We start from the raw sequence: 21345 nt of genomic DNA, 5'->3' as shown, positions 1-21345 counted from the left end.
TTCTGTTACTGACGGATCCGGCGTCGGTGAGGGGCGTTCAGCCCTCGATCACCGCCATGACGTCGTCCTCGCGCATGACGAGCACGTCTTCCTCACCGACCTTGACCTCGGTCCCGGAGAACTTGCCGAACAGCACCTTGTCGCCGACCTTGATGTCGAGCGGGCGGACATCGCCATTGTCGAGGCGCTTGCCGCTGCCGACGGCGACCACTTCGCCGCGGATCGGCTTTTCAGCGGCGGTATCGGGAATGACGATCCCCCCGGGGGTTGTGCGCTCTTCTTCCAGACGTTTGACGACCACGCGATCGTGTAGCGGGCGAAGATTCATTGATTGATCTCCCTGCGGTTGGTTGTTGTTGAACCGGGACTGCCTTGTTAGCACTCCCAATCGCTGAGTGCTAATGATAGTGACGAAACTCGGCTCGTCAAGATCCATCGGAGATTTGGAGGCAGCGGTGCTAAGATTCAAGGCATACCGCCGATCGGCCCGCACAGGATCTGCATGAGTAATACCCGGACCCGACAACTCGCCCTGGCCATGGGCCTTTGGCTGCTCGCGGCGGTGATGCCCGCCGCGGCCCAGTCGAGCCTTGGCGATCTGTTTGGCGATGACGGATCATCCGGGTCGACCCTGCCGGTGCAGGAGGCGTTCGCGATCGATGTGCAGGCCGACGGGGACGGCCCGGCATCGATCCGCATCGACATCGCCGATGGCTATTACCTGTACCGCGACAGCGTCAGCGCGACGCACCTCGACGCCGATGGCGACAACGGCGAGTCCCTGGCGCTGGCCTTTCCCGACGGACCGATCCACGAGGACGAGTTCTTCGGCCGTCAGCCGATCTACCGCCAGCCCGTGGAAATCCCGCTGACCGGTGACGCGCCGGTCAGTGCCGGCACATCCATCGCGATCACCTTCCAGGGCTGTTCCGACGCCGGCGTCTGCTATCCGCCCTATCGCGCAACCGGTCAGGTCGGCGATGCGGCGCTGGACTACACCATCAATCCCCAGGCCGTGCGCCTGGAAGCCGGGTCATCGAGCACCGCATCGGGCGAGACACCCACGGCCAGCCCCCGCGAGGCGCCGGCCGGTGCCGGCGGCGGTGAGGCGGGCCGACTCGAGGGGCTGCTCAACACCGCCAGCCTGCCCGCCATCCTTGCCGGCTTTTTCGCCGCCGGGCTGCTGCTCGCCTTTACCGCCTGCCTGTACCCGATGATCCCGATCCTCTCGGGACTGATCGCCGGCGACCCCCATCGCAGCGGCAGTCTGCGCGCGCTGACACTGTCCCTGGTGTATGTCGAGTCCACCGCGATCACCTACGCCCTGGCCGGAGTGGCCGCCGGCATGACCGGCGCCGCGGTCCAGGCCGACCTGCAGTCGCCCTGGGTGCTGGGCAGTTTTGCCGCCGTGTTTGTCGTGCTGGCGCTGGGCATGTTCGGGGCCTTCGAGCTGCGCCTGCCCACGGCCCTGCAGACCCGCCTGACGGCGCTGTCCAATCGCCAGCGTGGCGGCACCGTTCTGGGCGTCGCGCTCATGGGCGTGCTCTCGACCCTGATCGTCGGCGCCTGCTCCGGCCCGGCGCTGATCGCGGCGCTGGTGTTCATCGGCAGCACCGGCGACGCCTGGCTGGGTGGGCTGGCCCTGTTCACCCTGGCCAACGGCATGGGACTGCCGCTGCTGCTGATCGGCACGGCGGCCGGCCGCTGGCTGCCCAGGAGCGGGCCGTGGATGAACGTCGTCCGCGCGATCTTTGGGGTGGGCTTCCTGGCCGTGGCGCTATGGACACTCGAGCGCTTTCTGCCCGGCACCCTCACCCTGGCGCTGTGGGGGCTACTGCTGATTGGCTGCGGTGTCTGGCTGGGCGGACTCGAACGCAGCGATGGCACCGCCGGTAACCGCCAGCGCGCGGCCCGCACGCTGGGACTGGCGGCATTGATCTGGGGGACGGTCAGCCTGATCGGTGCCGCCGCGGGCGGCGACAATGTCATGCGTCCACTGGCGGGCCTTGCCCTGTCCGGCGGCGCCAGCGAACAGTCGCAGGCCATGACGTTCCGCGACATCGACAGCATCGATGATCTGGAATCGGCGCTGGCGGAGGCGCGCGCCGCCGACCGACCGGTCATGATCGACATCTACGCCGACTGGTGCGTCTACTGCGTCCAGCTCGAGGAGCGCACATTCACCGACCCCGCGGTCCAGGACGCGGTGGCCGACGCCGTACGGCTGCGCGCCGATGTCACCGACATGGCGCCGCGCCATCGCCGGCTGATGGACCGGCTGGATGTCTATCTGCCGCCGGCGATCATCTTCTACGGCCCCCAGGGCAATGAACGCCGCGACGCACGGGTGGTGGGCTTTCTGCGCCCGCAACCGTTCATCGAGCGGGCGCGCAGCGGTCTTGCCGGGCTGAGCGGATGAGCGCCGGCGTGCGCACGGCATTGACGGTGCTGATGGCGGCACTGATCGGCGCCGGCGGCGGTATTCTGGCGGTGCTGTGGCTACAGGGCTCGGGCGAGTCCGAGACCACCCGCCCGGCCTTCAGCCTGGAAATGCTCGACGACGGACCGCGTAGCATCGAGGAATGGGACGGCGAGGTGATCGTCCTCAACTTCTGGGCGACCTGGTGCGCGCCCTGCCGCGAGGAAATCCCCCTGTTCTCGCGCCTCGACCAGGCCTTCTCGGCCCGGGGCGTGCAGTTTCTGGGCGTGGCCATCGACGACCCCGAAGCCATCCGCGGGTTTCTTGCCAACGTCGAAATGGGCTATCCCAGCTTCTACGGCATGGAGTCGGCGATCGACGTGGCGGCCGACTACGGCAACCCGCGCGGCACGCTGCCCTACACCGTGGTCATCGATCGTGACGGCACCATCGTCGAGCGCTTCAGCGGCCAGATTCACGAGCCGGATCTGCGCCCGGTCCTGAACGATCTCACGGACACACAGGGGTGATCTGCGCCGATCCCGACGCCATCGGCGCCGACGATGGACAAAAAACGGCGGCTGGGCGAAAATTGCGGTCTATGATCAATGGTGAGTCTCGGTCATGACGCGGTTACTGGTGCTCCACGGCCCCAACCTGAACATGCTGGGGGTGCGTGAACCGGGGCTTTATGGCTCATCCAGCCTCGAGGCCATCAACACCCGGCTGGAGGCCGTCGCCCACGCCGCGGGGGTCACCCTCGAGTGCCGCCAGAGCAATGCCGAGCATGACCTTGTCGACGCGATCCAACAGGCCCCAGCCCACGGCGTCGACGGCATCATCATCAACCCGGCCGCCTTCACGCATACCAGCGTGGCGCTGCGCGATGCGCTGCTGGCGGTGGGACTGCCTTTCATCGAGGTGCACCTGTCCAACATCCACGCCCGTGAGGCGTTCCGCCAGCACTCGTATCTGTCGGACATCGCCACCGGCGTGATCGCCGGGCTGGGCCCCATGGGTTATGAGCTCGCCCTCACCGCCCTGCTTGAAACCATCGAACGGAACTGACCCACCATGGACATTCGCAAGATTAAACGCCTGATCGAGCTGCTGGACGAGTCCGGCGTCAACGAGATCGAGATCCACGAGGGCGAGGAAAGCGTGCGCATCAACCGTGGTGTCACCCAGGTGGCGGCGCCGGCGGCCGCGGCCCCACCGCCCGCACCGGCGGCACCCACCGCGCCGGAACCGGCCGCGGCCGAGCCCGCCGCCCCCGAACCCAGCGGGCATACCGTGCGCTCGCCGATGGTGGGCACCTTCTACCGGGCCTCCTCCCCCGACGCCAGCGCGTTTGTCGAGGAAGGCCAGGCGGTGGGCGCCGGCGACACGCTCTGCATCATCGAGGCCATGAAGATGCTCAATCAGATCGAATCCGACCGCGCCGGCGTTGTCCGGAGCATTCTGGTCGAGAATGGGCAGCCGGTGGAGTTTGACCAGCCGCTGTTCATCATCGAATAGGAGCGCGGCATGATCGACAAGGTTCTCATCGCCAACCGCGGGGAAATCGCCCTGCGCATCCTGCGCGCCTGCCGGGCGCTGGGCATTGGCACCGTCGCGGTCCACTCCACCGCCGATCGCGATCTCAAGCATGTGCGGCTGGCCGACGAGTCGGTGTGCATCGGCGCGGCCAGCTCGGCGGAGAGCTACCTGAACATCCCCGCCATCATCAGCGCCGCGGAGCTCACCGACGCAGTGGCCATCCACCCCGGCTACGGCTTTCTGTCGGAGAACGCCGACTTTGCCGAGCGTGTCGAGCAGTCCGGATTCCGGTTCATCGGCCCGCGCCCCGAGACCATCCGCCTGATGGGCGACAAGGTTTCGGCCATTGAATCCATGAAGGCCGCCGGCGTGCCCTGCGTGCCCGGCTCGGATGGCGAACTGGGCGACGACGACGCCGAGAACCTGCGCCTGGCCCACGACATCGGCTTTCCGGTGATCATCAAGGCCGCGGCCGGCGGTGGCGGTCGGGGCATGCGCGTGGTCCACAGTGAAGGCGGGCTGCTGCATGCCATCGCCATGACCCGCACCGAGGCCAGCAACGCCTTTGGCAGCAGCACGGTGTACATGGAGAAGTACCTGGACAATCCCCGCCATGTCGAAATCCAGGTCATGGCGGATGAGTCCGGTCATGCGGTGCACCTGGGCGAGCGCGACTGCTCGATGCAGCGCCGCCATCAGAAGGTCATCGAGGAAAGCCCCGCGCCGGGCATCAGTGACGAGGAGCGGGCCGCCATTGGCGAGCGCTGCGCCCGCGCCTGCGAGCGTCTGGGCTATCGCGGCGCGGGGACGTTCGAGTTCCTCTACCAGGACGGCGAGTTCTACTTCATCGAGATGAACACCCGCATCCAGGTCGAGCACCCCGTGACGGAAATGGTGACCGGCCGCGACCTGGTGGCCGAGCAGATCCTGATCGCCGGAGGCGCGCCGCTGTCCTTCGCCCAGTCCGACATCGAGTTCCGCGGCCACGCCATCGAGTGCCGGATCAATGCCGAGGACCCGGTGCGGTTCGTCCCCTCACCGGGTCAGATCACCGTCTACCACGCCCCCGGCGGCCCCGGCGTGCGGGTGGACTCGCATGTCTACAGTGGCTATCACGTGCCCCCCCACTACGACTCCATGATCGGCAAGGTCATCACCTGGGGGGCCGATCGACCGAGCGCCATCGCCCGCATGCGCACGGCGCTGAGCGAGCTGGTGATCGAGGGCATCACCGACAACACCGCACTGCACGAGGACCTGCTCACCGATCGCGGCTTCGAGGAAGGAGGCACCAACATCCACTACCTCGAGCATAAGCTCGGACTGTCGTAAGGGCTCAGCCCGACAGCAGCAGCCGCAGCCCGACGACCACCAGAAAGCCGGCAAAGATCCGCCGCAGCCAGACCGCCGGGATGCGGCTCGCGACACGCGCGCCCACGGGGGCGAGGAACACGCTGGCCACGGTGATCCCGCCCACCGCCGGCCAGTAGATGTAACCGGTGCTCAGCGCCGGCAGGCGATCCTCGCCGGTGCCGGCGACAATGAAGCCGATGCTGCCGGCCAGCGCGATGCTCACCCCCGCCGCCGCCGATGTGCCCACCGCCTGACGCATGGCCACCCCCGACCAGACCAGAAACGGCACCACCAGCGTCCCACCGCCGATCCCCACCAGGCTCGACAGGGTGCCGATCACGCCCCCCACCGCCGCCACCGCGGCCGGCCGTGGCATGATCCGGCCCGGCGGGGGTTCCAGCGCAAACGCCATGCGCGCCGCCAGGGCGAGCACGAACAGCGCAAAGATGATCCGCAGGATATCGCCGGACAGGGCCGCCGCCAGCTGGGCGCCGATCAATGCCCCGGTGACCAGGCCCGCCACCAGCCACGGCAGCGCCGAGACCACCAGGTTGCCCAGCCGCCAGTGGGCGCGGGCCGAGGACAGGCCGGTGATGACGATGGTCGCCAGCGAACTGCCCACCGCCATGTGCATGGCCACATCCATGCTCAGCCCCTGGGCCTGGAAGATCGGCAGGAGCATGGGCACCACAATCACGCCGCCGCCGATGCCGAACAGGCCCGAGACAAACCCGACCACCGCACCAGCGGCGACGTAGATGAGCAGCGACAGCACCATGACCTCATTCCAGCGCGTGCAAACCGACAGTATGTCATTTGCTCTACAATGGGTGCATCGACAAGCCAATCAGGGAGAGCGCGGCAATCATGCGCATCCAGACTGTCTGCATCCTCGGCGGCACCGGATTCGTCGGTCGCCAGATCGCCAACCGCCTCGCCAACACCCCCATTCACATCAAGGTGCTGACGCGCCGCCGCGAGCGCAATCGCCACCTGCTGCCCATCCCCAATCTCGAGCTGGTGGAGACCGATATCCACGACGCGCAGCAGCTCGCCGCACAGCTCGAGGGGGTGGATGCTGTCATCAACCTGGTGGCGATCCTCAACGAGTCGAAAAAGCCCGGTCGCGACTTCGAGACCGTGCACGTCCGGCTGGTCGAAAAGCTGCTCGAGGCCTGCCAAACGGCCGGCGTCAAGCGCCTGCTGCACATGAGCGCGCTGGGCGCCGACATCGACGGGCCCAGCCGCTATCAGCAGACCAAGGGCGAGGGCGAGCGCCTGGCGCTGGCCGCCAATGGCGATGATCTGGCGGTGACGGTGTTCAAGCCCTCGGTGGTCTTCGGCCCCGCCGACAGCTTTCTCAACACCTTCGCCGGTCTGCTCAGGATGGCGCCGGTGATGCCGCTGCCCACGCCCGAGGCCAAATTCCAGCCGGTCTACGTTGATGATGTGGCGGCGGCCTTCGAGACCGCCCTCAGCGACCGCCGGACCTTTGGCAGGACCTACGAGCTGGGCGGCCCGACGGTGTACTCGCTGAAAACGCTGGTCCGTTATGTGGCCGAGCTGCTGGGCGTCCGGCGCGCCATCGTCGGGCTGCCCGACGGGCTGTCACGGCTGCAGGGCCGGATCATGCAGCGGGTGCCCGGCCAGCCCTACACCTACGACAACTACCTGTCCGCCCAGGTGGACAACGTCTGCAGTCACAACGCCCTGCCCGATCTGGGCATCCATCCGACCGCCCTCGAGGCGGTGGCGCCGGGCTATCTGGGCGGTCAGAAATCCCGGGACCGCTACGACGAGTGGCGCCGCGATGCGGGGCGTCACTCCGAGTGACCACGGCCGGCCTCGAAGTCTACGAAGTGGGCGGGGCCGTTCGCGACCGCCTGCTCGGCCTGCCGGTGCACGAACATGACTGGGTGGTGGTCGGGGCCAGCCCCGAGGCCATGACCGAACGCGGCTTCGAGCCGGTGGGCCGCGAGTTTCCGGTGTTCCTGCACCCGCACACCCACGAGGAATACGCCCTGGCGCGCACCGAGCGCAAGACCGGCCCCGGCTATCACGGGTTCACCTTTCATGCCGATCCCGACGTCAGTCTGGCCGCGGATCTGGGGCGCCGCGACCTGACCATCAACGCCATGGCCCGGGCGCCGGACGGCAGCCTGATCGATCCCTTCCATGGCTACGATGACCTCAAGGCCCGGCGGCTGCGGCATGTCTCGCCGGCGTTTCGCGAGGACCCGGTGCGGATCCTGCGGCTGGCCCGGTTTGCCGCCCGCCTGGCGCCACTGGGTTTCGAGGTGGCCGACGAAACGCTGAGCCTGTGCCGCGGGATGGTCGCCAATGGCGAAGTCGAGGCGCTGGTCCCCGAGCGGGTCTGGCAGGAAACCGCCAAAGCGCTGATGGCCCCGGCGCCGGATGAGTACGTTCGCTGTCTGCGCGACTGCGGGGCGCTGGCGGTGCTGATGCCCGAGGTGGACTGCCTGTTCGGCATCCCCCAACCGGCCCGGCATCACCCGGAAATCGACACCGGCGACCATATCCTGCGGGTGCTGGCCCAGGCGGTGCGGCTGGATGCCGACCTGGCCACGCGCTTCTCGGCGCTGGTCCACGATCTGGGTAAGGGCGTGACCCCGGCCGAACAGCTGCCCGGGCACCGTGGTCACGAGGCGCGCGGCGTCCCCCTTGTCAAGACACTCTGCGAACGACTCCGGGTGCCGTCGGCGTGCCGTGATCTCGCCCTGGGCGTCACCCGCCATCATCTGGACTGCCACCGCGTACAGGCGCTGGCGGCCGATGACGTGCTGGCGCTGATGGAGGGGTTGGACCTGTTCCGACGGCCCGAGCGGCTGGATCCGTTCCTGCTCGCCTGCGAGGCGGACTACCGCGGCCGCAAGGGGCTTGAGGACCGGCCCTATCCGCAGGCCGAGTGGCTGCGCACCGCATTCGCCCGCTGCCGCGAGGTGGATGCCTCGACGTTCGTGGAGGCGGGACTCAGCGGACCGGCCATCGGCCGCGCCATCCGCAGCGCCCGCATCGAGGTCATTACCCGGCTGCAGACCCAGCGCCGCTGAACATCACCAGCAGCACCCCACCCAGCACCAGCCGGTAGATGACGAATGGCGTCATGCCAAGCCGCGCGACCAGCGCCAGAAACACCCGAATGCACAGATAGGCCGAGACCCCCGAAACCAGGGCGCCAAAACCGAACACCCCCCAGTTCACCGGCCCATCGGCGGCGCCCAGCTGCAGCGCCTTCCACGCGCCCGCCAGGGCGATGGCCGGCATCGACAGCAGGAATGAGAAGCGCGCCGCCGCCGTCGCCTCCAGCCCCAGCCACAGCCCCGCGGTCATGGTGATGCCGGAGCGTGACGTCCCCGGAATGATCGCGAGGACCTGGGCGGCGCCGATGAACAGTGCGGCCCCCGGACCGATGCTGTGCTCATCGCGCGGACCGGCACGACGCGCGGCGACCCACAGCAGGACGCCGAAGCCGATGGTCGCGGCGGCGATCACCCGCGGGTCGCGGAATACGCCCTCGGCGGCGTCCGCCAGGATCAGCGCACCGGCCACCAGCGGCAGCGTGCCGATGATCAGCGCCCAGCCCAGACGGCTTTCCCCCACCGGCTGGCGGCGCCAGACCGAGACCAGCGTATCCCCCACCAACGGTCCCACCTGTCGGCGGAAATGCAGCATCACCGCCAGCAGCGTGCCGACATGGACCGCCACATCAAACGCCAGCCCCTGGTCGGGCCAGCCCAGCAGTCGCGGCACCAGAATCAGATGCGCCGAACTGGAAATGGGCAGAAATTCGGTCAGGCCCTGGATCAGGCCGAGCCAGAGTGCCTGGACAAGGTCCATTCAGGCGCGCCTCGATCGATAGACCGGCGCCACCGGATCCATGTCCCGCCGCAGCCGACTGACCGGCACCGGCGCGAACTGCCGGGCGATGTCGGCGCTGACCCCTTCTCGGATGCGATTGCTGATCATCAGCTCCCTTCCCCACGCAAATCCCGCCAGCCGCGCCGCGCGGTTGACCGTATCGCCAATCGACGTATAGGTGCGCCGCGTCTCCGCCCCCAGAGTACCCATGGCCACATGCCCTCGGTGCAGACCGGCACCGATGGGCATGACCGTCGCCTCGGGGCAGCGTAGAACCGGCAGGGCCCGTGCCACCACCTCGAGGGCGCAGCGGCAGGCGTTTTCCTCCATCCCGCTGCCGTCGAAAACCGCCATCAGTCCGTCGCCGGTAAAGTTATCGACATAGCCGTTGTAGTATTCAATCAATCGGATCTGGCGGCCGATACAGGCATCAACGGTGCGAAACAGGGCATCCAGATCGATGGTCGGCGAGAGATCGGTAAACCCCCGGATATCGGTGAAAAGGATACACACATCGGCACTGTGGGGGGACTGGAGGCGGCGCTGGGCGGCAGGACCGGCATCAAGCAGTTCGCGGACCGGGCGCGAGAGATACGACGAGAACCAGGCATTGCCCCGGGGGCCCGGGAGATCTACAAGTCGGTATCGATAGGGGCCGGGGGAGTCCATTCCGTTCTCCGGTATCTAATTGTGATTGACCGCCGTTTATTTAGTACTAAATTAATTTCCTTTTGGTGACAAGCGCGCCCGATGGTCGGCAAAGGAAAAGCCCGGCAGTGGTGCCGCCATGCCACGCCCCAGGCCCAGCACCTTGAAGCGCTCGCCGAGCTCGTCGGGAAAGATCAGCGGTTTGGCGCTCTGCGCCAGCTCGGCCGCCCGGTCGGGGTCGTCGCCGGCCTGCGCCTGAAGCACCTCGGTCAATCCGGCCCCGGTCAGGAAGTTGCCCTGGGTGGCGAAGCCCAGCAGGTCCAGCCCCGCATCGAGGCCGGCGTCCGCCACGGCGGTGAAATCCACCGAGGCGGTGATGTCCTGCAGCCCCGGCCAGAAAAACGGATCGTCGTGGGCGCGATGGCGGTAGTGACATAGCAGCGTGCCGGTGGCGCGCTGGGGGTGATAGTACTCGGCCCGGGGGTAGCCATAGTCGATGAGGAACGCCGCGCCGGCCGCCAGCAGCTCGCCCAGTTCGGCCACCCAGGGGGCCAGCGACGGGCACCATTCCGAGCAGTAGCCCGCCGGCAGCCGCTCGCCAATGGCCGCCTCAATGCCGGCGACGGCGGCCTGCAGCTCGTCGTCGGCGGGACGGGTCTGCCACGCCAGCGCGCCGTCCCCGTCATGCCCCACCGCCAGGCAGTCCACCCCCGTGGCGGTGCGCTGGAAGCGCCGCACCGGCAGGGCATCCATCACTTCGTTGGCCAGCACCACGCCCCGGATCGGCGTCGCCGGCAGTCGCTCGAGCCAGGTCACCCGATCACGCAGATCCGGATCAAGGGCCTCCAGCGTGCGGGCCTGTTCGGCGCGCAGGTCGGCGCTGACCTCGATGATCAGATACCGCGCCGGCCGTGCGTCGGCCGCCGCCAGCGCCTCGAGCAGATCCGCCGCCATGCGGCCGGTTCCGGCGCCGAACTCGAGCACGGTATCGCCGTCGACCGCCTCGAGGGTGCGCTGGACCTCGCGAGCCAGCGTCCAGGCGAACAGCGGCGACATGAGCGGTGCGGTGGTGAAGTCGCCCCCCGGCCCGAAACGGGTCTGCCCGGCGCTGTAATAGCCCAGGCCCGGCGCGTACAGGGCCAGCGCCATATACTCGGCAAAGTCCATCCGCCCGCCGGCCATGGCAATCGCGGCATCGATCCGCTCGCGCAGTTCGGCGCTGTGCCGCGCCGCGGCCGCATCCGGCGCCGGCGGTGCCTCGGGGCCATCACGCCGGGCCATGATCAGCCGCCGTTTTCGGTGGAAAGGTCGAGCGCGATCGGCTTCAACCCATCGTCATCCTCGAACGACGCCCAGATATCGGCGTAGCGCCGGCCATCCAGCGGGTGGCGTTCATCCGGTGCGATATCCACCAGGGGCTTGAGCACGAACGCATATTTGAGGATCTCGTCACGCGGCAGGATCGGGACATCGTCGCGGATGATGTTGCCCAGCGTGAGCAGGTCGATGTCCAGCGTCCGGGCACTGAAGCGCCGGTCGGTCCGCTGCCGGCCCTGCTCGGTCTCGATCTCGCGGCAGGCCGCGGCCAGCTGATCGACGGCGGTATCGGTGTCGAGCCCCACCACCAGGTTGTAGAAGTCGTCGCCGTCAAAGCCGACGGCACGGGTCTGGTAGACCGGCGAGAGCGTCAGCGGCCCGAAGCGCTCGTTCAGTGCGGCGACCGCGGCGCGGACATGGCGCTCGGGTTCGATGTTGCTGCCGATGCTCAGATAGGCACGATTCATGGGACCTCTGATTGGCTTCGGGTGATACGGACACCCACGTTCCGAGCCGCCGGGACCGCCCCGGGCTTGCGCAGGGTCAGCTCAACCCGGGCGATCCGGCCGTCTTCGAGCACCACACCGGCCAGCCGATCCGCCAGGGTCTCGATGAGCTGGCAGTCGGAGGCCGCCGCGGACTGGGTCAGCCGGTCGCTGAGGGCGGCGTAATCCACCGCCGCATCGATGGCATCGGTGGCAGCGGCCTGCGTGGTGTCCACCGCCAGGTCCAGATCCAGCTCAAGGCGCTGGGCGAAGGCCCGCTCCCAGGCATGGACGCCGATCACGGCGCGCAGCGAGAGTGCCTCGAGGAACACAGTATCCATAACGGCCGGAGCATTTCATGTCGCCGCGGCCAGCACAAGGCCCGCTTGACCCGGCCCCCGGCAGCCGATGGAATACCGCCATGATCGACGCTGCCCTTGTCATCCTCGGCTATCTGGCCGGCTCCGTGTCCACCGGCGTGCTGGTGGCCCGGCTGCTTGGCCTGGGCGATCCACGCGATGACGGCAGCGGCAATCCGGGGGCCACCAACGTGCTACGTCTGGGCGGCCGCCCCGCGGCGCTGGCCACGCTGCTTGGCGATGCGTTGAAGGGCGTGGTGCCGGTGCTCATCGCACAGGCGCTGGAACTGCCCGGCATCACCGTGGCCAGCGTCGGCGGCGCGGCCTTCCTGGGGCATCTGTACCCGGTGTTCTTCGGGTTTCAGGGCGGCAAGGGCATTGCCACAGGCTTGGGCATTTTCATTGCCGCCGCGTGGCCGGCGGGCCTGGCGGTGGCACTGACCTGGGCGGTCGTGGCGGGGCTTGCCCGGATGTCGTCACTGGCGGCGCTGGTCAGCTTTGCACTGGCGCCGGCCTATTTCCTGCTCATCACCCCGGCACCCGCGCTGGCCGCAATGGCCGCGGGGATGGCGCTGCTCACCGCCTGGCGGCATCGGGGCAATATCCGGCGCATCGCCAACGGCACCGAACCGCGCATCGGCCAGCGCTAGTCGGCGGCCGCCGGCGGGCGCAGCTCGTCAAGCGGCCACCGCGGGCGCACATCGGCCCCGTCACCGCTGCGCTCGCCGGCGGCGAGCCGGCAGTGCCCGGCATAGGCGATCATCGCGCCGTTGTCGGTGCAGAACGCCAGCCGCGGGAAGGCCACCGCCGCGCCCTCGGCGGCGGCCACCGAACGCAGCCGCCCGCGCAGCGCCTGGTTGGCACCCACACCGCCGGCCACCACCAGATGGCCGGCACCGGTCGCCTGAAGCGCCCGCCGCACCTTGATGGCGAACGTCTCCACCACGGCATCCTGAAAGGCCCGGGCGACGGTCTCGCGCGGGATCGGCGGATCGGCGTCGCGCACGGCATTGAGCACGGCGGTCTTCAGTCCGCTGAAGCTGAAGTCGAACCCCGGTCGGTCGGTCATGGGCCGCGGAAAGCGCAGCGATCCCGCCTCACCCCCGCCGGCCAGTGCCTCGAGCTGTGGCCCGCCCGGATAGGGCAGCCCCAGCAGCTTGGCGGTCTTGTCAAAGGCCTCGCCCGCCGCATCATCCAGCGACTCGCCCAGAATCCGGTAGCGACCCAGGCCGGTCACCTCGACCAGCAGGGTATGACCGCCCGAGACCAGCAGTGCGACAAACGGGAAATCCGGGGGATCGGCCTCGAGCATGGGCGCCAGCAGGTGCGCCTCCATGTGATGGACCCCCAGCACCGGACGCTCGAGCGCCCAGCCGAGACTCTCCGCCACCGCCGCGCCCACCAGCAGCGCCCCGGCCAGCCCCGGCCCGCGGGTGTAGGCCACGCCATCGATGTCAGCGGGCCGCAGCCCCGCCTCGGCCAGGCAATCCTCGACCAGCGGCAGCACGCGACGGATGTGATCGCGCGAGGCAAGCTCGGGCACCACGCCGCCATAGCGGGCATGGGTGGCTGCCTGGCTGTGCAGTCGATGGGCCACCAACCCGGCTTTGTCCGAATAAAGGGCAATGCCGGTCTCGTCGCAGGAGGTCTCGATGCCCAGGGTGATCATCGCTCGCCCCGGGCGCTGGGTTTTTGCAATCGCTGGTCTCTCCGCTTAGACTGTAGGGCTGAATCCAAGTCCGTTGATTCTACGTCGTTTACAGCAACACGGTAAGGTTAGAGCACTATGCCGAACGTCAAGGTTCGCGAGAATGAGCCCTTCGAGGTGGCACTGCGCCGCTTCAAGCGCTCCTGCGAGAAGGCCGGTGTACTCTCGGAAGTACGTCGCCGCGAGCATTATGAAAAGCCCACCCAGGAGCGCAAGCGCAAGCAGGCAGCGGCGGTCAAGCGGCATGCCAAGCGCGTACAGCGCGAGAACCAGCGCGGTCAGCGCCTCTACTGAGGGGCATCCGCACAGTGAGTGAACTCGGCACGCAGCTGTCCGATGCCGTCAAGGCGGCGATGCGCGCGGGCGACAAGCCGCGCCTCGGCACGCTGCGCATGATCAGCGCCGCGATCAAGCAAAAGGAAGTCGACGAGCGTCGCACCCTCGACGATGCCGACGTGCTCGCGATCCTCGATAAAATGGTCAAGCAGCGGCGCGAATCCATCGAGCAGTACGAGGCGGCCGGGCGCGCCGAGCTGGCCGCCGCCGAAAAGGCCGAAATCGAGGTCATCGGCGAGTTTCTGCCCAAGGCCCTCGACGAGGCCGAGATCGATGCCCGGGTGGCCGCCGCCATCGAACAGACCGCGGCCGAGTCCGTGCGTGACATGGGCCGGGTCATGGCGGTGCTCAAACCGCAGATGCAGGGGCGGGCCGACATGAGCGCGGTCAGCGCTCGCGTCAAGCAGCACCTGGCCTGAGCACCCCGCCCCCGACGGCGGGCGCTTTGCCGTAGACTGGCAGCCATGGCCGGCCGAATCCCCGATTCCTTCATCGACGAGCTGCTCGCCCGCATCGACATCGCCGATGTGGTGGGTGAGCGTGTCCAGCTCAAACGCTCGGGCAGCAACCAGATGGGCCTGTGCCCGTTCCATGGCGAGAAGACCCCGTCGTTCACCGTCAGCACCGACAAGCAGTTCTATCACTGCTTTGGCTGCGGCGCCCACGGCAGCGCGATCCGCTTTCTCATGGAATACGACCGCCTGGATTTTCGAGAGGCGGTCGCCCAGCTCGCCCAGATGGCCGGCATGGAAATGCCCGAGAACACCGCCGATGCGGGCGTCCAGAATAATCATGCCCCGCTGTTCGCCGTGCTCGAGCGTGCCGATCGGTCGTACCAGCAGTGGCTGCGCCAGCACCCGCAGCGCCAGCGCGCCATCGACTATCTGCAGAAACGCGGGCTGAGCGGCGAGATCGCCCGGCGCTTTGGGATCGGCTTCGCGCCGCCGGGCTGGGACAACCTGCTCGGGCGGCTCGGCGCGGCCGACGAGCTCAAGCAGGCCGGGCTGGTGATCGAGCGTGACGGCGGACGGGTCTATGACCGGTTCCGCGACCGGATCATGTTCCCGATCCGCGACCGTCGCGGCCGCACGGTGGGCTTCGGCGGCCGGGTGCTCGACGACGGCGAGCCGAAATACCTCAACTCGCCCGAAACGCCGGTGTTCCACAAGGGCGAGTCGCTCTATGGCCTCTACGAGGTGCTGCAGGCCGACCGCCAGCCCGCCGACATCGTCGTGGTCGAGGGCTACATGGACGTGGTCGCGCTGGCCCAGCACGGCCTGCCGCGGGCGGTCGCCACCCTGGGCACCGCCACCTCGACACGCCAGGTGGAACGGCTGCTGAAGACCACGGGCGACATCATCTTCTGCTTTGACGGCGACAGTGCCGGGCGGCAGGCCGCCTGGCGGGCGCTGGAAAACGCCCTGCCCACCATGCGCCAGGGCCGACAGATCCGTTTTCTGTTCCTGCCGGACGGCGAAGACCCCGACAGCCTGGTGCGCAGCCATGGCCGCGAGGGTTTCGAGGCCCAGCTGCAGCGCGCGACCCCGTTGTCGGATTACCTGATCGAGCGGCTCGAGGCGGATACCGACATGCAGAGCATGGATGGCCGGGCGCGGTTTGTTGAAAAGGCCCTGCCGCTGCTCCAGCGCCTGCCCCCGGATGTCTACCGGCATATGCTCTGTGAGCGGGTGGCCGGGCTGGCACGCCTCGAAACCGATTACCTCGAGGGGGTGGTGGATGGCCGCGAGACACTCACCCGGGACCAGCGCGCCCGGCGACGCGAGCCGGTGGCCGTGGACAACGCCGGCGTCCGACGCACCCCGGTGCGCCTCGCCATAGCGCTGCTGCTGGAATCCCCGGCGCTGGCGCAGGGCGTCGACGACCTGGATGCACTCAGGCGGCTGAATGACCTGCCGGGGCTGCCGCTGCTGGTGGATATGCTTGAACTCGCCCGGCAGGACCCCCATCTCAACTCCAGTGCGATACTTGAGCGGTTTCGGGACAGCGAGCACGAGGGCGCCCTCTGGAAGCTCGCCACCTGGAATCACCTGGTACCGGCAGAAGGCCTGGAGGCGGAATTCGGCGACGCCATGGCGCAGATCCGCCGCATTGCGGTGGAGCGACGCCTGACGCAGCTCAACGAACGCCTCCAGGCAGGCACCCTCACGACCGATGAATGGTCTGAGTGGATACGACTTAAACAATAGGGACGCAATCGCCGACGGGATTGTAGATTAGCGAGTCAATGCTAATATACGCTGTTATGCATTAATTGCGTCCCTCCGACACAACTCCAGCATCGGTAGTCTATGGCAAGCCAGGATCAGCAATCCCAGATTCGCGAACTCATTGCCCGCGGCAAAGAGCAGGGATACCTCACCTATGCGGAGGTCAACGATCATCTGCCCGACGATATCGTCGAGCCCGAGCAGATCGAAGACATCATCAGCATGATCAACGACATGGGGATCCCGGTCCACGAGACCGCGCCCGATGCCGACACCCTGATGCTCAGCGACAGCGCCGTGTCCACCGACGAGGACGAGGCCGAAGAGGCCGCGGCGGCACTCGCGGCAGTGGATGCGGAGTTCGGTCGCACCACGGACCCGGTCCGCATGTACATGCGTGAGATGGGAACCGTGGAGCTGCTCACCCGCGAGGGCGAGATCGAGCTGGCCAAGCGCATCGAGGACGGGCTCGATCAGGTCCTGCGTGCACTCTCGGGCTACCCCGAGTCATCGCGCACCATGGTGGCCCTGCACAAGGGAATCCAGAACGGCGAACTGCGCCTGGCCGAAGTGGTGGCTGGGTTCCGCAACGTCAGCGAGCTGGTCGATAACGTCCCCGAGGTCGTCGCGCGCCATCAGGCGCAGGCCGACGAGGCCGCCCGCGAGGCGGAGGCCCGCGAAGCGGAAGCCGAGGATGACGAAGAGGTGGCGGCGCCGGAGACCGGCCCCGATCCCGAGCGCGCGGCGGAGATCTTCGACCGCATCGAGGTGCTGCACGCCGAGCTGGTGGAAACCCTCGAGCGCGACGGCTCGGACAGCCCCCGGGTCGGCGAGATCCGCGAGGAAATGACCGGCCTGTTCCTGGCCATCAAGTTCGTGCCCAAGGTCATCGATGGGCTGGCAGCCAACCTGCGCAAGGCGGTCGAAGGCGTGCGTGCCGGCGAGCGCGAGGTCATGCGCGTGGCCACCAAGCAGGGCGGGATGCCGCGCAAGGACTTCATCGCCAGCTTTCCGGGGCACGAGACCGACACCGGCTGGGTCGATCAGGTCGTCGCCGAGGGCAAGAAGTACAGCAAGCAGATGGCCGAGTGCCGCGAGGCACTGATCGAACAGCAGTCGGAGCTGATCCGCATCCGCGAGCTCACCGGCCTGCCGCCGGCGGAGATCAAGGAAATCAACCGCCGCATGTCCATCGGCGAGGCCCGTGCCCGCCGGGCCAAAAAGGAAATGGTCGAGGCCAACCTGCGGCTGGTGATCTCCATCGCCAAGAAGTACACCAACCGCGGGCTGCAGTTCCTGGACCTGATCCAGGAAGGCAACATCGGACTCATGAAGGCGGTGGACAAGTTCGAATACCGCCGTGGCTACAAGTTCTCCACCTATGCCACCTGGTGGATCCGTCAGGCCATCACCCGCTCAATCGCGGACCAGGCACGCACCATCCGCATCCCGGTCCACATGATCGAGACCATCAACAAGCTCAACCGGGTGTCCCGGCAGATGCTCCAGGAAATGGGCCGTGAGCCCTACCCCGAGGAGCTCGCCGAGCGCATGGAAATGCCCGAGGACAAGGTGCGCAAGGTGCTCAAGATCGCCAAGGAGCCGATCTCGATGGAGACGCCCATCGGCGACGACGAGGACTCGCACCTGGGCGACTTCATCGAGGACACCTCGGTCATGTCCCCGGTGGACTCGGCAACCCGCGAGGGGCTGCGCGAGTCGGTGCGCGAGATACTTGGCGGACTGACGCCGCGCGAGGCCAAGGTGCTGCGCATGCGGTTCGGCATCGACATGAACACCGACCACACCCTTGAGGAAGTCGGCAAGCAGTTCGACGTCACCCGCGAGCGTATCCGCCAGATCGAGGCCAAGGCCCTGCGCAAGCTGCGCCATCCGACCCGTTCGGACAACCTGCGCGGTTTCCTCGACGAGCAATAGCCTCCCGCCGGTTGCGGGCCCATAGCTCAATGGTCAGAGCAGAGGACTCATAATCCTTTGGTTCCAGGTTCGAATCCTGGTGGGCCCACCATTTGATAGCGCACATGCGTATATCCGTATATACTGATCCCTCATTGATGAGGGAGCTCCACCATGGCGCATTACAATGTACTGTTCCTGTGCACCGGCAACTCGGCCCGCAGCATCATCGCCGAGGCACTGTTGAACAGAATGGGCAATGGCCGCTTTACCGCCTACAGCGCGGGCAGCATGGCCACCGGCACCGTCAACCCACTGGCCCTGCAGGTGCTCGAGCGCATGGACCTGCCCACCGAAGGCCTTTACAGCAAGAACTGGGATGTCTTTGCCGGCGACGATGCCCCGGCCATGGACTTCATTTTCACCGTCTGTGACCAGGCCGCGGCTGAACCCTGCCCGGTCTGGCCCGGTCAACCCATGACCGCGCACTGGGGGCTGCCGGATCCGGCCGCGGTCGAGGGCACCGAGGAAGAGCGGCTGCGGGCGTTCCGCGACACGGCGGCGGCCCTGCGACGGCGGCTCGGCCTGCTCATGAATCTTCCCATGGAGTCGCTGGATCGGCTTAAACTGGCCCATGCCCTCGAGGACATCGGCCACAGCCAGGAGACCGACCATGATGGAAGCGATCGCGCCCTCGACTGATACCGGCATCGACCCGGTCCGGGTGTTTCGCCTGCTGGGCGACGGGACCCGGCTGCGGGCCGCCCTGCTGATGCACCAGCACGGTGAGCTGTGCGTCTGCGAACTGACCGATGCCATCGACGTCAGTCAGCCCAAGATGTCCCGGCACCTCGGGCATCTGCGCGACGTGGGCCTGGTGGCCACCCGCCGCAGCGGCCAGTGGGTGCATTATGCCCTGCGACCGGACCTGCCGGCGTGGCTGCGGAGCACATTCACCGCCCTGGCAGGCGAGCCGCCGTTTGCCGACGATCTGACCCGGCTGCGCCGTGCCATGGCCCGACACCGCGATCACTGCGAGCAATAGACGAAGAGACGCTGCGGATGAGTGAGGACACCCTCCCCAACCTGGACGAAGGGGCATTTGCGCCCATCGACGGGCAACAGCTGTTTGCGACGGCCGATGAGCGGCCACCCCGGATACTGCTGCTCTACGGCTCGCTGCGCGAGCGCTCGTTCAGCCGCCTGTGTGCCGAGGAAGGCGCCCGGGTGCTGCGCCGACTCGGCGCTGAAACCCGCATATTCAATCCCTCGGGCCTGCCGTTGCCGGACGATGCCGACGACGATCACCCCAAGGTCCAGGAACTGCGCGAGCTGGCGACCGAGTGCGACGGCTTTGTCTGGAGCTCGCCCGAGCGCCATGGCGCGATGACCGGCATCATGAAAGCCCAGATCGACTGGATCCCGCTGAACATGGGCGGCGTCCGCCCCACACAGGGCAAGACCCTGGCGGTGATGCAGGTCTGCGGCGGATCGCAGAGCTTCAACGCCGTCAATCAGCTGCGCCTGCTGGGGCGCTGGATGCGCCTGATCACCATCCCCAACCAGTCGTCGGTGCCCAAGGCGTTCATGGAGTTCGATGACGACGACCGCATGAAGCCCTCGCCCTATTACAACCGCATCGTCGATGTGATGGAAGAGCTGGTGAAGTTCACGCGGCTGACCCGGGACCGTCGGGACTATCTTGTCGACCGGTACTCCGAGCGGGTCGAGAGCGCCGAGGCCGTCTCGGCCCGGGTCAACCAGCGGTCGCTGTAAAAAAACGGGGGCCGAAGCCCCCGCAAAGTCAGTGGGTGGCGATCATCCCCACTTACTGACCGCTGAACTGATCCTCTTCGGTGGAACCGGTCATCGCCGTCACCGAGGAGACACCGCCCTGGATGGTCTGGGTGACCTGATCGAAGTAACCGGCCCCCACCTCGCGCTGATGGCGGGTGGCGGTGTAGCCATTGGGCTCGGCCGCGAACTCGGCCTCCTGCAGCTCGGAGTAGGCCGCCATCTGACGGCTCTTGTAGCCGCGCGCCAGCTCGAACATCGAGTAGTTCAGGCTATGGAAGCCGGCCAGCGTGATGAACTGGAACTTGTACCCCATGGCCGCCAGCTCGTTCTGGAAACTCGCGATGGTCTTCTCGTCGAGCTTGCCGCGCCAGTTGAATGACGGCGAGCAGTTGTACGCCAGCATGGTGTTGGGGTGCTCTTTCTTGATCGCCTCGGCAAACCGCCTGGCAAAGGCCAGATCCGGGGTGCCGGTCTCGCACCAGATCAGGTCGGCGTATGGCGCATAGGCAAGCCCGCGGCTGATGGCCTGATCCTCGCCCGCGTGGGTGCGGAAAAAGCCCTCGACGGTCCGCTCGCCGGTGATATGCGGGGCATCGTAGGGGTCGACGTCCGAGGTGATCAGATCAGCGGCGAGGGCGTCGGTCCGGGCCACCAGCAGGGTCGGCGCATCCATGGTGTCCGCCGCCAGACGCGCGGCCACCAGCTTCTGGACCGCTTCCTGGGTGGGCACGAGCACCTTGCCGCCCATGTGGCCGCACTTTTTCACCGATGCCAGCTGATCCTCGAAGTGCACGCCCGAGGCGCCCGCCCGGATCATGCCCTTCATCAGCTCGAAGGCATTCAGCACGCCGCCGAAGCCGGCCTCGGCATCGGCCACGATGGGCTGCATCCAGTCGATGCTGTCATCACCCTCGGCATGATGGATTTCGTCGGCCCGCAGCAGGGTGTTGTTGATGCGGTCGACCACCGACGGCACCGAGTCCGCCGGGTACAGCGACTGGTCGGGATACATGGTGCTGCCCAGGTTGGCGTCGGCCGCCACCTGCCAGCCGGACAGATAGATCGCCTTGAGGCCGGCCTTGACCTGCTGCATGGCCTGGTTGCCGGTGAGCGCACCCAGTGCGTTCACATAGTCCATCTCGCCGTCATGCAGGTAGCGCCAGAGCTTCTCCGCGCCCATGGTCGCCAGGCTGTAGTCCACCGGAACGGTGCCACGCAGGCGCACCACTTCGGAGGCCGGGTAGGGCCGCTTGACGTCCGCCCAGCGGGGGTTTTCCTGCCAGTCTTTCTCGATCTCTGCCGCTGTTTTCAATGTTTTCATCGCTCTCGCTTCCTCCTGACCGAAACGGTTCCCCAAGGG

24 protein-coding genes and 1 tRNA gene are annotated in these 21345 nt (G+C 67.5%); 16 read left to right on the top strand and 9 right to left on the bottom strand.

Annotated features, from left to right (window positions below; translation table 11 throughout):
- Positions 1–37 precede the first annotated feature (37 nt).
- Positions 38–328: a co-chaperone GroES gene (locus tag FPL11_RS01565; protein WP_110882295.1), complete on the bottom strand. Its 291-nt coding sequence runs from the start codon at positions 326–328 to the stop codon at positions 38–40.
- 174 nt (positions 329–502) lie between these two features.
- On the opposite strand from FPL11_RS01565, the gene dsbD reads away from it, so the two are divergent.
- The 5 genes from dsbD to accC all read left to right on the top strand — a co-directional run bounded on the left by dsbD (position 503) and on the right by accC (position 5290).
- A complete protein-coding gene (gene dsbD, locus FPL11_RS01560) occupies positions 503–2419 on the top strand; it encodes a protein-disulfide reductase DsbD (protein ID WP_144346944.1) in 1917 nt (638 codons plus the stop codon).
- Positions 2416–2949, top strand: a complete 534-nt coding sequence (locus FPL11_RS01555; RefSeq protein ID WP_144346943.1) for a TlpA family protein disulfide reductase — start codon at positions 2416–2418, stop codon at positions 2947–2949. Before dsbD ends, FPL11_RS01555 begins: the two co-directional genes overlap by 4 nt.
- A gap of 94 nt (positions 2950–3043) precedes the next feature.
- Complete coding sequence (gene aroQ / locus FPL11_RS01550) at positions 3044–3487, top strand: type II 3-dehydroquinate dehydratase (RefSeq protein ID WP_144346942.1); 444 nt, start codon at positions 3044–3046, stop codon at positions 3485–3487.
- Positions 3488–3493: 6 nt separating this feature from the next.
- On the top strand, positions 3494–3937 hold the full coding sequence (gene accB / locus FPL11_RS01545) for an acetyl-CoA carboxylase biotin carboxyl carrier protein (protein ID WP_144346941.1): 444 nt from the start codon (positions 3494–3496) through the stop codon (positions 3935–3937).
- A gap of 9 nt (positions 3938–3946) precedes the next feature.
- Complete coding sequence (gene accC / locus FPL11_RS01540) at positions 3947–5290, top strand: acetyl-CoA carboxylase biotin carboxylase subunit (protein WP_144346940.1); 1344 nt, start codon at positions 3947–3949, stop codon at positions 5288–5290.
- A 4-nt stretch (positions 5291–5294) separates the two neighbouring features.
- Here the strand turns inward: accC and FPL11_RS01535 are convergent, their stop codons facing one another.
- Positions 5295–6089, bottom strand: coding sequence for a sulfite exporter TauE/SafE family protein (locus FPL11_RS01535; RefSeq protein ID WP_235013499.1), 795 nt, complete (start codon positions 6087–6089; stop codon positions 5295–5297).
- An 89-nt stretch (positions 6090–6178) separates the two neighbouring features.
- On the opposite strand from FPL11_RS01535, the gene FPL11_RS01530 reads away from it, so the two are divergent.
- Together FPL11_RS01530 and FPL11_RS01525 are read left to right on the top strand one after the other, a co-directional pair.
- Positions 6179–7144, top strand: a complete 966-nt coding sequence (locus FPL11_RS01530; RefSeq protein WP_144346939.1) for a complex I NDUFA9 subunit family protein — start codon at positions 6179–6181, stop codon at positions 7142–7144.
- Positions 7141–8382 (top strand): multifunctional CCA addition/repair protein, encoded by a 1242-nt coding sequence (locus FPL11_RS01525; protein WP_144346938.1) that lies wholly within the window; start codon positions 7141–7143, stop codon positions 8380–8382. The genes FPL11_RS01530 and FPL11_RS01525 overlap by 4 nt, the downstream gene beginning before the upstream one ends.
- Here FPL11_RS01525 and FPL11_RS01520 read toward each other — a convergent pair.
- From FPL11_RS01520 to folB, 5 genes are read right to left on the bottom strand one after another with little or no spacing between them, the layout of a single operon-like run.
- Positions 8354–9169 carry an undecaprenyl-diphosphate phosphatase gene (locus FPL11_RS01520; RefSeq protein ID WP_144346937.1) on the bottom strand — a complete coding sequence of 272 codons (816 nt, stop codon included), beginning with the start codon at positions 9167–9169 and terminating at the stop codon, positions 8354–8356. The two genes, FPL11_RS01525 and FPL11_RS01520, sit on opposite strands and share 29 nt — an antisense overlap.
- On the bottom strand, positions 9170–9859 hold the full coding sequence (locus FPL11_RS01515; RefSeq protein WP_144346936.1) for an adenylate/guanylate cyclase domain-containing protein: 690 nt from the start codon (positions 9857–9859) through the stop codon (positions 9170–9172).
- 51 nt (positions 9860–9910) lie between these two features.
- Positions 9911–11119: a class I SAM-dependent methyltransferase gene (locus FPL11_RS01510; RefSeq protein ID WP_144346935.1), complete on the bottom strand. Its 1209-nt coding sequence runs from the start codon at positions 11117–11119 to the stop codon at positions 9911–9913.
- A 2-nt stretch (positions 11120–11121) separates the two neighbouring features.
- Positions 11122–11622, bottom strand: coding sequence for a 2-amino-4-hydroxy-6-hydroxymethyldihydropteridine diphosphokinase (gene folK, locus FPL11_RS01505; RefSeq protein ID WP_110882285.1), 501 nt, complete (start codon positions 11620–11622; stop codon positions 11122–11124).
- The gene (gene folB / locus FPL11_RS01500) at positions 11619–11981 is read right to left on the bottom strand and encodes a dihydroneopterin aldolase (RefSeq protein ID WP_110882284.1); all 363 of its coding nucleotides are present in this window, start codon (positions 11979–11981) and stop codon (positions 11619–11621) included. The genes folK and folB overlap by 4 nt, the downstream gene beginning before the upstream one ends.
- 80 nt (positions 11982–12061) lie before the next feature.
- Here folB and plsY point away from each other — a divergent pair, with 80 nt between their 5' ends.
- Positions 12062–12649, top strand: coding sequence for a glycerol-3-phosphate 1-O-acyltransferase PlsY (gene plsY / locus FPL11_RS01495; protein ID WP_144346934.1), 588 nt, complete (start codon positions 12062–12064; stop codon positions 12647–12649).
- Here plsY and tsaD read toward each other — a convergent pair.
- Positions 12646–13668 (bottom strand): tRNA (adenosine(37)-N6)-threonylcarbamoyltransferase complex transferase subunit TsaD, encoded by a 1023-nt coding sequence (gene tsaD, locus FPL11_RS01490; RefSeq protein WP_110882282.1) that lies wholly within the window; start codon positions 13666–13668, stop codon positions 12646–12648. The genes plsY and tsaD overlap by 4 nt on opposite strands.
- A gap of 117 nt (positions 13669–13785) precedes the next feature.
- Between tsaD and rpsU the strand changes: the two genes are divergently transcribed.
- The 8 genes from rpsU to arsH all read left to right on the top strand — a co-directional run bounded on the left by rpsU (position 13786) and on the right by arsH (position 19964).
- Positions 13786–14001 (top strand): 30S ribosomal protein S21, encoded by a 216-nt coding sequence (gene rpsU / locus FPL11_RS01485; protein ID WP_110882281.1) that lies wholly within the window; start codon positions 13786–13788, stop codon positions 13999–14001.
- 5 nt (positions 14002–14006) lie between these two features.
- The gene (locus tag FPL11_RS01480; protein ID WP_404828067.1) at positions 14007–14462 is read left to right on the top strand and encodes a GatB/YqeY domain-containing protein; all 456 of its coding nucleotides are present in this window, start codon (positions 14007–14009) and stop codon (positions 14460–14462) included.
- 45 nt (positions 14463–14507) lie between these two features.
- Positions 14508–16250, top strand: a complete 1743-nt coding sequence (gene dnaG / locus FPL11_RS01475; RefSeq protein ID WP_144346933.1) for a DNA primase — start codon at positions 14508–14510, stop codon at positions 16248–16250.
- A gap of 102 nt (positions 16251–16352) precedes the next feature.
- Entirely contained in the window at positions 16353–18209 is a 1857-nt protein-coding gene (gene rpoD, locus FPL11_RS01470) for an RNA polymerase sigma factor RpoD (protein WP_110882278.1), read from the top strand.
- Between the two features lie 15 nt (positions 18210–18224).
- A tRNA-Ile gene (locus tag FPL11_RS01465) sits at positions 18225–18300 on the top strand.
- A gap of 62 nt (positions 18301–18362) precedes the next feature.
- Positions 18363–18890 (top strand): arsenate reductase ArsC, encoded by a 528-nt coding sequence (locus FPL11_RS01460; RefSeq protein ID WP_144346932.1) that lies wholly within the window; start codon positions 18363–18365, stop codon positions 18888–18890.
- The gene (locus tag FPL11_RS01455) at positions 18862–19233 is read left to right on the top strand and encodes a metalloregulator ArsR/SmtB family transcription factor (protein WP_235013498.1); all 372 of its coding nucleotides are present in this window, start codon (positions 18862–18864) and stop codon (positions 19231–19233) included. The genes FPL11_RS01460 and FPL11_RS01455 overlap by 29 nt, the downstream gene beginning before the upstream one ends.
- Positions 19234–19250: 17 nt before the next feature.
- On the top strand, positions 19251–19964 hold the full coding sequence (arsH, locus tag FPL11_RS01450) for an arsenical resistance protein ArsH (protein WP_144346931.1): 714 nt from the start codon (positions 19251–19253) through the stop codon (positions 19962–19964).
- Positions 19965–20016: 52 nt separating this feature from the next.
- Here the strand turns inward: arsH and aceA are convergent, their stop codons facing one another.
- Positions 20017–21306: an isocitrate lyase gene (gene aceA, locus FPL11_RS01445; RefSeq protein ID WP_144346930.1), complete on the bottom strand. Its 1290-nt coding sequence runs from the start codon at positions 21304–21306 to the stop codon at positions 20017–20019.
- Between the last annotated feature and the right edge of the window lie 39 nt (positions 21307–21345).

Origin of the sequence: Spiribacter aquaticus, assembly GCF_007625215.1 — a bacterium.
Taxonomy (GTDB): Bacteria; Pseudomonadota; Gammaproteobacteria; order Nitrococcales; family Nitrococcaceae; genus Spiribacter; species Spiribacter roseus.
The sequence above is the reverse complement of the archived record's forward strand: the minus strand, read 5'-3'. Positions and strand labels throughout refer to the sequence as shown.